This window comes from Pseudomonas brassicacearum, from assembly GCF_000585995.1.
Classification (GTDB): domain Bacteria; phylum Pseudomonadota; class Gammaproteobacteria; order Pseudomonadales; family Pseudomonadaceae; genus Aquipseudomonas; species Aquipseudomonas brassicacearum_A.
Map to the genome: position 1 here is coordinate 284763 of NZ_CP007410.1, position 12434 is coordinate 297196.

The 12434-nt window shown below is 62.0% G+C and carries 11 protein-coding genes; 2 read left to right on the forward strand and 9 right to left on the reverse strand.

The features are described from left to right. Positions 1-10 precede the first annotated feature (10 nt). From tauD to CD58_RS01235, 7 genes are all read right to left on the reverse strand, one after another. Positions 11-853 carry a taurine dioxygenase gene (gene tauD / locus CD58_RS01205; protein ID WP_025211277.1) on the reverse strand — a complete coding sequence of 281 codons (843 nt, stop codon included), beginning with the start codon at positions 851-853 and terminating at the stop codon, positions 11-13. 50 nt (positions 854-903) lie between these two features. Continuing rightward, complete coding sequence (tauC, locus tag CD58_RS01210) at positions 904-1743, reverse strand: taurine ABC transporter permease TauC (protein ID WP_025211278.1); 840 nt, start codon at positions 1741-1743, stop codon at positions 904-906. Then, positions 1740-2534, reverse strand: coding sequence for a taurine ABC transporter ATP-binding subunit (gene tauB / locus CD58_RS01215; protein WP_025211279.1), 795 nt, complete (start codon positions 2532-2534; stop codon positions 1740-1742). Before tauB ends, tauC begins: the two co-directional genes overlap by 4 nt. A 25-nt stretch (positions 2535-2559) precedes the next feature. Next, the gene (tauA, locus tag CD58_RS01220; RefSeq protein ID WP_025211280.1) at positions 2560-3537 is read right to left on the reverse strand and encodes a taurine ABC transporter substrate-binding protein; all 978 of its coding nucleotides are present in this window, start codon (positions 3535-3537) and stop codon (positions 2560-2562) included. A 247-nt stretch (positions 3538-3784) separates the two neighbouring features. After that, positions 3785-5368 carry a glutamate--cysteine ligase gene (gshA, locus tag CD58_RS01225; protein WP_025211281.1) on the reverse strand — a complete coding sequence of 528 codons (1584 nt, stop codon included), beginning with the start codon at positions 5366-5368 and terminating at the stop codon, positions 3785-3787. 270 nt (positions 5369-5638) lie between these two features. Then, positions 5639-6022, reverse strand: a complete 384-nt coding sequence (locus CD58_RS01230) for a PaaI family thioesterase (protein ID WP_025211282.1) — start codon at positions 6020-6022, stop codon at positions 5639-5641. Next, a complete protein-coding gene (locus tag CD58_RS01235; protein WP_025211283.1) occupies positions 6022-8346 on the reverse strand; it encodes a Tex family protein in 2325 nt (774 codons plus the stop codon). Before CD58_RS01235 ends, CD58_RS01230 begins: the two co-directional genes overlap by 1 nt. Before the next feature lie 358 nt (positions 8347-8704). Here CD58_RS01235 and ompR point away from each other — a divergent pair, with 358 nt between their 5' ends. Beyond that, positions 8705-9445 (forward strand): two-component system response regulator OmpR, encoded by a 741-nt coding sequence (gene ompR, locus CD58_RS01240; RefSeq protein WP_025211284.1) that lies wholly within the window; start codon positions 8705-8707, stop codon positions 9443-9445. Between the two features lie 113 nt (positions 9446-9558). After that, positions 9559-10872, forward strand: coding sequence for an ATP-binding protein (locus CD58_RS01245; protein WP_025211285.1), 1314 nt, complete (start codon positions 9559-9561; stop codon positions 10870-10872). Positions 10873-10996: 124 nt separating this feature from the next. On the opposite strand, the gene rimK is transcribed toward CD58_RS01245, so the two are convergent. Together rimK and CD58_RS01255 are read right to left on the reverse strand one after the other, a co-directional pair. Beyond that, the gene (gene rimK / locus CD58_RS01250) at positions 10997-11902 is read right to left on the reverse strand and encodes a 30S ribosomal protein S6--L-glutamate ligase (protein WP_003196697.1); all 906 of its coding nucleotides are present in this window, start codon (positions 11900-11902) and stop codon (positions 10997-10999) included. Next, entirely contained in the window at positions 11899-12363 is a 465-nt protein-coding gene (locus CD58_RS01255; protein WP_171061301.1) for an ATP-dependent zinc protease, read from the reverse strand. The genes rimK and CD58_RS01255 overlap by 4 nt, the downstream gene beginning before the upstream one ends. Positions 12364-12434 lie beyond the last annotated feature (71 nt).

A 12434-nucleotide genomic window follows, 5' to 3' on the forward strand; every position in this document is an offset into this window, starting at 1 on the left:
GGTGGTGTGTTCAGCGAAAAAACGGCACATCCCCCAGCACCGTCGCCCGATGCATCACCCGCCGGGCCGGGCGGTAGTCGTCCACGGCGAAATGCTGGGTCACACGGTTGTCCCAGAACGCCACGTCGTTGACCTGCCAGCGCCAGCGAAGGGTGAACTCCGGACGGGTGGCGTGGGCGAACAGCAGTTTCAGGATCACCTCGCTTTCAGTCTCCGACAGTTCGTTGATCCGCGTGGTAAAGCCTTCATTGACGAACAGCGACCGACGGCCGCTCACCGGATGGGTGCGGATCACCGGATGGGACAGCGGTGGGTTTTTCCGTCGCGCTTCCTCCCAGCGCGCCAGGTCTTCGGCGGTGTTGCCAAAACGCTCCAAGGGAAAGGACCGGGTGAAATCGTGGGTCGCCGTCAGGCCTTCCAACAAACGCTTCAACGGCGCCGACAAGGCTTCGTAAGCCGCGATGCCACTGGCCCACAACGTATCGCCACCGAATGCCGGCAGCAACTTGGCGCTGAGCACCGCGCCCATGGCGGGCGTCGGCAGAAAGGTCACGTCGGTGTGCCACACGGCGTTGTCGCGTACATCGGTGACAGCGGTGTCGAGCACCAGGACTTCGGGCTGCTCCGGCACGTTGGGGTAAATGGGGTGAATGTGCAGGTCGCCAAAATACGCAGCGAAACGCGCTTGCTGTACCGGCTCGATTGGCTGCTCGCGAAAGAACAACACCTGATGTTCAAGCAAAGCCTGCTCGATGATATCGCGAGCTTCCAAACTCAGCGGCTGGCGGATATCGATCCCGCTGATCTGCGCACCGAGGGCGGTGCTCAAAGGGGTAACGGTCGGGCGGTTCATCGTCGCGTTCTCGCAGTTGGGCGCCGAATGGTCGGCGTGGTCATTTACTGTCAGTGAGCCTGGCCGTGCCATGGCACCAGTTTGCGTTGCAGGGCGCGCAAGCCTATTTCCATGGCGAAGGCGATCAATGCGATCACCAGGATTCCCAATACCACCACGTCGGTGACCAGGAACTGCGCCGCTGACTGCACCATGAACCCCAGGCCACTGGTGGCGGCAATCAGCTCGGCGGCCACCAGCGTCGACCAACCGACGCCCAGGCCAATGCGAATACCGGTGAGGATGTCCGGCAAGGCGCTGGGTACGATCACATGGCGAATCAACTGGGTCCGTGTCGCGCCCAAGGACTGCGCCGCACGTAACTTGGCCGGATCGACGGTGCGCACGCCGGTGGCGGTGGCGATGGCAATCGGGGCGAAAATCGCCAGGTAAATCAGCAGCACCTTGGACAACTCACCGATGCCGCACCAGATCACGATCAACGGCAGGTACGCCAACGGGGGGATCGGTCGGTAGAACTCGATCAGCGGATCGAATACGCCCCGTGCGACCCGGTTGGCGCCGATGGCGATGCCCACCGGCACGGCCGTCAACACCGCAAACAACAGGCCCAGGCCGATCCGTTCAAGGCTTGCGCCCAGGTGCTGCCAGAGGGTGGAGTCCATGTAGCCACTGGTCGCCAGCAGCCAGCCTTTTTGCAGCACGGCGGACGGCGAGGGCAGGAACAAAGGCTCGATCAGGCCGCTGGCGGTGACGGCCCACCAGATGGCGAGCAGCGCGATCAGGGTCAAGCCGCTGATCCACCGCGTGCTCAAGGTGAGCCTCGAACTGTTGACCGGGCGCTTGGCCGCGGTTGCAGTGACCTCGGCGGGAATTTCATAGCTGCTCATGCGTGCTCCTGTGGCCGTGTGGCGCTGCGTTGGGAGAACACTTTGGCGAGTACATGCTCGCGGGTTTCGATAAAGCGCGGGTCGGACTTGATCGACCGTGCCGATTCCCCGGCGCCGTAGCGCTGGCCGAAATCCAGGCTCAGGCGCTCGACGATCTGCCCCGGATTGGGCGCCAGCAAAATCAAGTCGGTGGCGAGGAAGACCGCTTCTTCAATGTCATGGGTAATCAGGAATACCGGTTTGGCGGTGCGCTGCCAAACTTGCAGCAACAGTTCCTGCATCTGCTCGCGGGTAAAGGCGTCCAGCGCACCGAAGGGCTCGTCCATCAACAGCACGCGTGGCTCGGCCGCCAATGCCCGGGCCAGGCCGACGCGCTGCTTCTGGCCGCCGGAGAGCTGCCAGATGCGGCGTCGCTCGAAACCGGCGAGATCCACCAGGGCAAGCATTTCCCGGGCGCGGGCTTCGCGTTTTTCCCTGGGGATCCCGGCCAGTTCCAGGCCGAAACCCACGTTCGCCAGCACGTCCTGCCAGGGCAGCAGCGCATCGTCCTGGAACACCACACCGCGCTCGGCACTCGGCCCCAAAACAGGCACACCGTCGAGGGTGATCTGCCCGGCGCTGGGCTCGACGAACCCGGCGATCAGGTTCAACAGCGAAGTCTTGCCACTGCCAGACGGGCCGAGGGCGACCAGCAATTGCTGGGGCCCCAGGGTCAGTGAAATGTCCGCCAGCACAGGGGCCGTCGCGCCGGGGTACTGTGCGCTGATGCGCTCCAGCTGTAGCAAGGCCATCGCCGTGACTCCTTCTAGTGTTCGATCACTGGGTGATGTATTTGGCGCTGACAAAAGGCGCGTAGTCCGGCAACACGGATTCGACCTTGCCTTGCTCCTTGAGGAAGGCGGCGGTGTCGGTGATGGCTTTGGTGGTCGGAGCGCCGAGGCTTACGACCTGATCGGCCGCCAGGGGAAAGACGTTGCCTTGCAACAGCAGCGGGATATCACTGGCCTTGGCACCGGATAGCTTCACCAATTTGTCGATGTTGGACGCATCGGCCAGCCAGGCTTGTGGGTCCTTGCGGTACTGGGCGTAGGCATCCAGGGTGACTTTGGCGAAGGCGGTGACAATTTCAGGATGCTTCTGGGCGAAGTCCTTGCGCACGATCCAGGCGTCGAAGGTCGGCGCGCCGAACTGGGCCAGTTCCGCAGACGTGATCAGTACCTTGCCGTTTTCCTTGGCCACACCCAGGGCCGGGTCCCAGACGTAGGTGGCATCGATGTCGCCGCGCTTCCAGGCGGCGATGATGGCCGGTGGCGCCAGGTTGAGGATGGTGACTTTCGATGGGTCGATGTTCCAGTGCTTCAACGCGGCGAGCAGGCTGTAGTGACCGGTGGAAACGAATGGCACGGCGATCTTCTTGCCGATCAGGTCCTGCGGGGTGTTGATCCCGGAACCGTTGCGGGACACCAGGGCCTCGGCGGCGCCGATCTGGGTGGCAATGAGGAAGGTTTCCACCGGGACCTTGCGGGTGATGGCGGCGGTCAGCGGGCTGGAACCGAGGTAGCCGATCTGCACATCGCCCGAGGCGATGGCGGTGATGACGTCGGCGCCGTTGTCGAATTTGCGCCAGTCGATCTTGGCTTGGGTGGCTTTTTCATAGGCGCCGTCGGCCTGGGCGACTTTGGCCGGGTCGACGGTGGTCTGGTAGGCGACGGTCAGGTCGGCTGCCTGGGTAAAAAAGCTGGTGACGGCCAGGGAGGCGGCCGCGAGAAGGCGAAGGGGGAAACTCAATGTCATGGGAAGCTCCTCAACAGGCCGCCGGATGTTCGGCGTTTGAGGAGACTAAATGATCTAAGAATTCAAAAATAAATAACTTTTTCGAATGAGCTTATTTGCGAAAAAAACATCCGGAAACGACTAAGACCTCCGTGGCGAGGGAGCTTACTCCCGCTGGACTGCGCAGCAGGCCCATTTTACGGCTGCTGCGCAGCCGAGCGGGAGCAAGCTCCCTCGCCACAAGAGTATCCCCGCCAAAAAGGGATGTTCAGTTACTGATCGCCAGGATGCTCGCCTGATACGAACCTACAAACACATCGAAATCCCCCACCTCGTTCTGCTCCAGCTCAGCTTGCTGGACCAGCGACTCGCGCGCGGCAGTTTCAAATGCCGTCTGCTCCTGGGCAGGCAAAGGCTCGGCGCGGAAGAATTCGGCGTGGACCTTGCTTTGGCGCAAGGAGAACTGGGCAAAGCTCTCCTGATGCTCGGCCATGGCGGCCAGCACCTGGGCGGAAGGCGTCAGGGATGGATCGCGGACTTTCGCCAGTTGCGCGTCCAGTGCCTGGCGGTGAGCATCGCCACCCTGGCTTTGGTCGAGCAACGAGGCCAGTGGTGCGATTTTTTCCAGCAGTTCGATCGCCCAGGCCTGCATGTCCACCGCTTGGCCTTGGCGCTGCAATTGCAGGCCGGGCTTGCGCCCTTCCTTGACCACGGTCAGGAAGTTGCTCGTGGCGTTGCTGCATTCGTTGTTTTCCAGCTGCGGGCTGTCATTGAGGCCGCAATACAGCAGGAATGCATCGATAAATCGCGACTCGGTGAGGTCGATGCCCATCGGCAGGAACGGGTTGATGTCCAGGCAACGCACTTCGACGTACTGGATACCCCGGGCCATCAAGGCCTGGATCGGACGCTCGCCGGTGTAGGTCACGCGTTTGGGGCGGATGTTGGAGTAGTACTCGTTTTCGATCTGCAGAATATTGGTGTTGAGCTGTACCCACTCACCGTTCTGGTGAGTGCCGACTTCCACGTAGGGCGCGTAGGGCGTTGCCACCGCTTTGCGCAGGCTGTCGGTGTAGCTCGTCAGATCGTTGTAGCACGGCGTCAGGCCGGCCTGGGCGTTGCTCTGGTAACCCAGGTCACTCATGCGCAGGCTGGTGGCATAGGGCAGGTACAAGGTGTCCGGGTCCAGCTGTTCCAACTGGTGCGGGCGGCCACGCAGGAAACCGGCGTCCAGGGCCGGCGAGGCACCGAACAGGTACATCAGCAACCAGCTGTAGCGACGGAAATTACGGATCAGCGCGATATAGGCGGAAGACTGGAAGTCACGGTCGCTGGCCTCGACGCCTTCGGCCTGCCGGAGCAAGGGCCAGAGCTCTTCCGGCAGGGAAAAGTTGTAGTGGATCCCGGCGATGCACTGCATGGTCTTGCCGTAGCGCAGGGCCAGGCCTTTACGGTAGACGTACTTGAGCCGACCGATATTCGAGGTGCCGTAATACGCGATCGGGATGTCTTCCTCTTCCGGCAGCGGGCACGGCATCGAAGGACTCCACAGGTACTCGTCGCCGAGTTTGCTGTAGGCAAACCGGTGGATCTTGTCGAGGCTGCGCAAGGTATCGGCCGGGTCGGCCAAGGCCGGGGTGATGAACTCCAGCAGCGACTCGGAATAGTCCGTAGTGATCTGTTCGTTGGTCAGCGCCGAACCCAGGGCCTTGGGATGCGGTGTCTGCGCCAGGCGCCCATTGTCCGTGACACGCAGGCATTCACGTTCGATACCGTGCAGGCACTGCTCGAGCAGGGAGAGGTTGGCGCGCTCGCCGAGCAGGGCCAGGCGGCGGTTTAAAAGGTCGCTCAAGTTGAATTCCTTCACGCGTCAGTCGCCCCAATATGGGGGTGGGCAAGACGGTCTACAAGGGTGAAGTTGAAACTGGCGTTTTCGCCTGGTTTTATGCGGGTAAAGACTGATCGCCGCACTCCCTGTGGGAGCGGGCTTGCTCGCGAAGAGGCCTTATCAGCCAGCATTGAAGTCGCCTGACACGCCGCTTTCGCGAGCAAGCCCGCTCCCACAGAAAATCTCGACACCGCATTCGCAGCGTCGAAATTAACTCAAATCGATGACAGGGAGCTATAGGACAGCGAACGTGCCTTGCGCTTTTGCGACCAGTTTGTAGCCTTGCAGCACCTCGGCCTCGACCACCAGCGTGCGCCGGCCCGGGTGGATGACCCGGGCGGTGCACAGCACTTCACCGTCGGACACGGCGCGAATGTAGTTGATCTTGCATTCGATGGTCGCGCTCTGCTGGTCAAAGCCGTGGACGCTGGAACAGGCCAGTCCCATGGCAATGTCCACCAGGCTGAACAGCGCGCCGCCGTGCAGCTTGCCGCCACGATTGCGCAACGGCGGCTCAAGGCCCAGGGCGACTTGCGCCACCCCGTCCCCCAGGCTCTGCAGACGACAGCCGAGCAGCTTGAAAAACGCGCTCTCCACCCACCCGGCCGGCACGTCCATCAGCGCTTCTTCAACTGCTTGGCGTTGGCGAACAACGAGGCCATGGCGTTATTCGTCGGGGCCGCAGCAGTGGTTTCCTTGCGCGGCGCGGTGTTCTGCGACTGGCGCGGGGTCGAGCCAGGGCGAGCGCCACGGGCACCGTCGACTTTTTCACCCGGCGTGTCGCTCATGCGCATCGACAGGCCGACGCGTTTGCGTGGGATATCGACTTCCATGACCTTCACTTTCACCACGTCACCGGCCTTGACCGCTTCGCGCGGGTCCTTGATGAACTTCTCCGACAGGGCGGAGATGTGCACCAGGCCGTCCTGGTGCACGCCGATGTCGACGAAGGCACCGAAGTTGGTGACGTTGGTCACCACGCCTTCGAGGATCATGCCGGGCTGCAGGTCCTTGAGGTCTTCGACGCCGTCCTGGAACTCGGCGGTCTTGAACTCAGGGCGGGGATCGCGGCCGGGTTTCTCCAGTTCCTGGAGGATGTCGGTCACGGTGGGCAGGCCGAAGGTTTCATCGGTGAACTTCTTCGGGTCCAGGCGCTTGAGGAATGCAGCGTCGCCGATCAGCGAGCGAATGTCGCGGTCGGTCTGGGCGGCGATGCTCTGCACCAGCGGATAGGCTTCAGGGTGGACTGCCGACGAATCCAGGGGGTTGTCGCCGTTCATGACGCGCAGGAAACCGGCGGCCTGTTCGAAGGTTTTTTCGCCCAGGCGCGGGACTTTCTTCAACGCGGCGCGGGTCTTGAACGCACCGTGTTCGTCGCGGTGGGTCACGATGTTTTGCGCCAGCGTGGCGTTCAGGCCGGAGATACGTGCCAACAGCGCCACCGAAGCGGTGTTCACGTCCACGCCCACGGCGTTCACGCAATCCTCCACCACGGCGTCCAGGCCACGGGCCAGTTTCAACTGGGAAACGTCGTGCTGGTACTGACCGACGCCGATGGATTTCGGATCGATCTTCACCAGTTCCGCCAACGGATCCTGCAAACGACGGGCAATGGACACCGCGCCACGGATCGACACGTCCAGGTCCGGGAACTCCTTGGAGGCCAGTTCCGACGCCGAATAAACGGAAGCACCGGCTTCGGAAACCATGACCTTGGTCATTTTCATGGCTGGGTATTTTTTGATCAGCTCGGCGGCCAGTTTATCGGTCTCCCGGCTGGCGGTGCCGTTGCCGATGGCGATCAAGTCCACCGAATGCTTGGCACACAGGGCGGCGAGCACGGCGAGGGTCTGGTCCCACTTGTTGTGCGGCACGTGGGGGTAGACCGTGGCGTGGTCCAGCAGCTTGCCGGTGGCGTCCACCACCGCGACCTTGCAACCGGTGCGCAGGCCCGGGTCCAGGCCCAGGGTGGCCCGTGGGCCGGCCGGCGCGGCCAGCAGCAAGTCGTGCAGGTTGTGGGCGAATACGTTGATTGCCTCGGTCTCGGCGTTATCGCGCAACTCGCCCAGCAGGTCGGTTTCCAGATGGGTGTAGAGCTTGACCTTCCAAGTCCAACGCACCACCTCGGCCAGCCATTTGTCGGCGGCGCGATTCTGGTTCTGGATGCCGAACTGCTGGCCGATCATGCCTTCGCACGGGTGCATGGCCCCTGGCAGCTCTTCACCGACCTTCAGCGCGGAGCTGAGAATGCCTTCGTTGCGACCACGGAAAATCGCCAGGGCCCGGTGGGAGGGCATGCTCTTGAGCGGTTCGTCGTGTTCGAAGTAGTCGCGGAACTTGGCGCCTTCCTCTTCCTTGCCGGCGATCACCCGGGCGCTGAGGGTGGCTTCCTGCTTGAGGTAGTTGCGCAGTTTTTCCAGCAGGTTGGCGTCTTCGGCGAAGCGCTCCATCAGGATGTACTTGGCGCCTTCCAGCGCCGCTTTTACGTCCGCCACACCCTTTTCGGCGTCGACGAAACGCGCGGCTTCGGTTTCCGGGGCCAGGGTCGGGTCGTTGAACAGACCGTCGGCCAGCTCGCCGAGGCCGGCTTCCAGGGCGATCTGGCCCTTGGTGCGGCGTTTTTGTTTATAGGGCAGGTACAAGTCTTCGAGACGGGTCTTGGTGTCGGCCAGCTTGATGTCACGCTCGAGTTGCGGGGTCAGCTTGCCCTGCTCCTGGATGCTGGCCAGGATGCTGATGCGCCGTTCGTCGAGTTCTCGCATGTAGCGCAGGCGCTCTTCCAGATGACGCAATTGAATGTCATCGAGGCTACCGGTGACTTCTTTCCGGTAACGGGCGATAAAAGGCACCGTGGAGCCTTCATCGAGTAGCGCGACGGCCGCTTCGACCTGTTGTGGGCGTACACCGAGTTCCTCGGCGATGCGGCTGTTGATGCTGTCCATAAAACCACCTGACAAATTGTGAAATCAGGCTCGCCACCGCGCAAACGGGGCTCGGCGAGACTGGTTGAGCGGCCTGGCATGCGCCGCTGCCTGGGTCAAAAGGCTGCCTGTTGACCCGCGAAATTCAAAAAGTGCTGCCACACCAGGAGGAAAAAAACGATACGCCGGGATAACGATCCGACATTCCCTGGCACAAAAGGCCGCGCATTATAACCGGCGTTCCGTCCTTCGGGGGCGTCGTGGTCTGTAGGCTCGATACCCGGATTTGTGGAGATAGAGGAAAAATCTGCTAACAATGCACACGGTGCGTATAACGGCAGCTAGGCCATAATGCGCGCCGAGATCAAAGGAGCTTCCTATGAGCAGCACTGCACAAACTGCTGAAGGCGAAAAAATTCTTATTGTTGACGACGATCCAGGGCTGAGCAGCCTGCTGGAGCGTTTTTTCGTCAGCAAGGGCTACCGCGCCCGCACCGTACCGAACACCGAGCAAATGGATCGGCTGTTGGCCCGCGAAGTTTTCAACCTCGTGGTGCTCGACCTGATGTTGCCCGGTGAAGACGGCTTGACGGCCTGCCGTCGCCTGCGCGGCGCCAATAATCAGATTCCGATCATCATGCTCACCGCCAAGGGTGACGAGCTGAGTCGTATCAAGGGTCTCGAACTGGGTGCCGACGATTACCTGGCCAAGCCGTTCAACCCCGACGAGCTGATGGCCCGGGTCAAGGCGGTACTGCGTCGTCAATCGGCTCCGGTGCCTGGCGCGCCGGGCAGCGAAGACGAAAGCGTGACCTTCGGCGACTATGAACTGTCCCTGGCCACTCGCGAGCTCAAGCGCGGCGACGAGATCCACATGCTCACCACCGGTGAGTTCGCCGTGCTCAAGGCCCTGGTGATGAATGCCCGTCAGCCGCTGACCCGCGACAAGCTGATGAACCTGGCCCGTGGTCGTGAGTGGGATGCACTGGAGCGCTCCATCGACGTGCAGATTTCCCGCCTGCGCCGGATGATCGAGCCCGATCCTTCCAAGCCGCGGTATATCCAGACGGTATGGGGCGTGGGTTATGTATTCGTGCCGGATGGCGCCGCCAGCAAGTGATCGGCGATTTGTAGGAGCGGGTGGCCTGGCGGGTTGAATGCGTTCTTCCAGGCGACTCGCGGTCCGTCATTGTGCGAGCATCGCTCGCTCCTGCAAGTGTGTAGCGGTTATCCATGAAAACCCCCGTTTGGTTCCCCCAGAGTTTCTTCTCCCGCACCCTCTGGCTGGTGCTGATCGTCGTGCTCTTTTCCAAGGCACTGACGCTGGTCTACCTGCTGATGAACGAAGACGTACTGGTGGATCGGCAGTACAGCCACGGCGTTGCCTTGACCCTGCGGGCCTATTGGGCGGCCGACGAAACCAATCGAGCGAAAATCGCCGAAGCGGCGACTCTGATCCGGGTGGTCGGTGCCGGTGTGCCGGAAGGCGAGCAACATTGGCCTTACAGCGAGATCTATCAACGGCAGATGCAGGCGGAGCTGGGCGCCGATACCGAAGTGCGACTGCGCATGCACTCGCCTCCGGCGTTGTGGGTGCGTGCCCCAAGCCTGGGTGATGGCTGGCTGAAAGTGCCGTTGTACCCGCATCCGTTGCGCGGTCAGAAGATCTGGAACGTGCTTGGCTGGTTCCTGGCGATCGGCCTGCTGTCGACGGCTTCGGCGTGGATCTTCGTCAGCCAGCTCAACCAACCGTTGAAACGCCTGGTCTATGCGGCCCGCCAACTGGGTCAGGGGCGCAGCGTGCGCCTGCCCGTCAGCGATACCCCCAGCGAGATGACCGAGGTCTACCGCGCCTTCAACCAGATGGCTGAAGATGTCGAACAGGCCGGACGCGAGCGTGAACTGATGCTCGCCGGCGTCTCCCACGACCTGCGCACACCGCTGACCCGCCTACGGCTGTCGCTTGAGTTGATGGGCGAGCACACCGACCTGACCGACGAAATGGTCCGCGACATCGAGGACATGGACGCGATTCTCGACCAGTTCCTGGCGTTCATTCGCGACGGTCGTGACGAATCGGTGGAGGAGGTGGACCTCAGCGAATTGGTACGGGAAGTGGTTGCGCCCTATAACCAGAACGATGAAAAAGTGCACTTGCGCCTGGAGCCGATCCAGCCCTTCCCGCTGCGTCGGGTGTCGATGAAGCGCTTGTTGAACAACCTGATCGGTAATGCCTTGAACCACGCCGGTACCGGCGTCGAGGTGGCGGCCTATGTTTCCGGCGACACCAATGCGCCTTATGTGGTGCTGAGTGTCATGGACCGTGGCGCCGGCATCGATCCGTCGGAGCTGGAAGCCATTTTCAACCCCTTCACCCGGGGCGACCGCGCCCGAGGCGGGAAGGGGACGGGGTTGGGCCTGGCCATCGTCAAGCGCATCGCCTCGATGCACGGCGGCAACGTCGAACTGCGCAACCGTGTGGGTGGCGGGTTGGAAGCGCGGGTGCGGTTACCGTTGGGGCTGATGCTGCCAAGGGATGCGGTGTAATCGATCCGAATGCAGGGCACCTGTGGGAGCGAGCTTGCTCGCGATGGCGGTGTTTCAGTCAACATCGATGTGGCTGATCCGACGCCATCGCGAGCAAGCTCGCTCCCACAGGGTTTGTGTTGAGTCAGCCCTTGCCCTTGGTCCGGGTCATGTTCGGCCCGCCATTCTTTTCCAGGTGTTCGATGATGATCCCGGCCACGTTCTTGCTGGTGGTGGTCTCGATCCCTTCCAGGCCTGGCGAGGAGTTCACCTCCATCACCAGTGGCCCGTGATTGGAGCGCAGGATATCCACGCCGGCCACGGCCAGGCCCATGACTTTTGCAGCGCGCAGGGCGGTCATGCGTTCTTCCGGGGTGATCTTGATCAGGCTGGCGCTGCCGCCGCGATGGAGGTTGGAGCGGAACTCACCGGGCTTGGCCTGGCGTTTCATCGAGGCGATCACCTTGTCGCCGACCACGAAGCAGCGAATGTCCGCGCCACCGGCTTCCTTGATGTATTCCTGGACCATGATGTTCTGCTTCAGGCCCATGAACGCTTCGATCACCGACTCCGCTGCCGTTGCGGTTTCACACAGCACCACGCCGATGCCCTGGGTGCCTTCCAGCACTTTGATCACCAGTGGCGCGCCATTGACCATTGCGATCAGATCGGGAATGTCGTCGGGAGAGTGGGCAAAGCCGGTCACCGGCAAGCCGATCCCACGCCGCGACAGTAATTGCAGCGAGCGCAGCTTGTCCCGGGAGCGGGCAATGGCCACGGACTCGTTGAGGGGAAACACCCCCATCATTTCGAATTGACGCAACACCGCGCAGCCATAGAACGTCACCGAGGCGCCGATCCGCGGGATCACCGCGTCGAAGCCTTCCAGCGGCTTGCCACGGTAGTGGATCTGCGGCTTGTGGCTGGCAATGTTCATGTAGGCGCGCAGGGTGTCGATCACCACCATTTCATGGCCACGTTCGGTGCCGGCTTCAACCAGGCGACGAGTGGAATACAGACGCGGATTACGCGACAGCACAGCGATCTTCATGCAACACCTGTGGCAGAGGTAGTGGACACCGGGAACACCGGTTTGTCTTGAACGTATTTGATACCCGGATTGACCACCAACTGGCCGTCGATCAGGGCTTTGGAACCCAGCAAGAGGCGATATCGCATGGATTTGCGGCAGGCCAGCGTGAACTCGACCCGCCAGATCCGATCACCCAGTGCCAGCGTGGTGCTGATCACGTAGCGGACCTGAGCGTGGCCGTTGGAGCTTTTTATCGTCTTGCGCGCCACCAGCGGGGCTTCGCAGCGGCGATGACGCAACTGCACCACCGTGCCCAGGTGCGCGGTGAAACGCACCCATTTTTCACCGTCGCGCTCGAATGGCTCGATGTCGGTGGCGTGCAGGCTGGAGGTACTGGCACCGGTGTCGATTTTTGCCCGTAGGCCCGCGACTCCCAGATCCGGGAGCGCCACCCACTCGCGCAGACCGACAACGGTCAAATGGTCAAAAGTTTTCAATAAAAACAACCTGCGATCAGTACATCGGATCGTTGAGTCCGCGAATCGCGGTA

Excerpts from the sequence above, each read along its gene's own strand:
- tauD (WP_025211277.1), bottom strand. The coding sequence starts at position 853 with ATGAACCGCCCGACCGTTACCCCTTTGAGCACCGCCCTCGGTGCGCAG.
- ompR (WP_025211284.1), top strand. The coding sequence starts at position 8,705 with ATGAGCAGCACTGCACAAACTGCTGAAGGCGAAAAAATTCTTATTGTT.
- tauB (WP_025211279.1), bottom strand. The coding sequence starts at position 2,534 with ATGGCCTTGCTACAGCTGGAGCGCATCAGCGCACAGTACCCCGGCGCG.
- CD58_RS01235 (WP_025211283.1), bottom strand. The coding sequence starts at position 8,346 with ATGGACAGCATCAACAGCCGCATCGCCGAGGAACTCGGTGTACGCCCA.
- tauA (WP_025211280.1), bottom strand. The coding sequence starts at position 3,537 with ATGACATTGAGTTTCCCCCTTCGCCTTCTCGCGGCCGCCTCCCTGGCC.
- CD58_RS01245 (WP_025211285.1), top strand. The coding sequence starts at position 9,559 with ATGAAAACCCCCGTTTGGTTCCCCCAGAGTTTCTTCTCCCGCACCCTC.
- tauC (WP_025211278.1), bottom strand. The coding sequence starts at position 1,743 with ATGAGCAGCTATGAAATTCCCGCCGAGGTCACTGCAACCGCGGCCAAG.
- CD58_RS01230 (WP_025211282.1), bottom strand. The coding sequence starts at position 6,022 with ATGGACGTGCCGGCCGGGTGGGTGGAGAGCGCGTTTTTCAAGCTGCTC.
- rimK (WP_003196697.1), bottom strand. The coding sequence starts at position 11,902 with ATGAAGATCGCTGTGCTGTCGCGTAATCCGCGTCTGTATTCCACTCGT.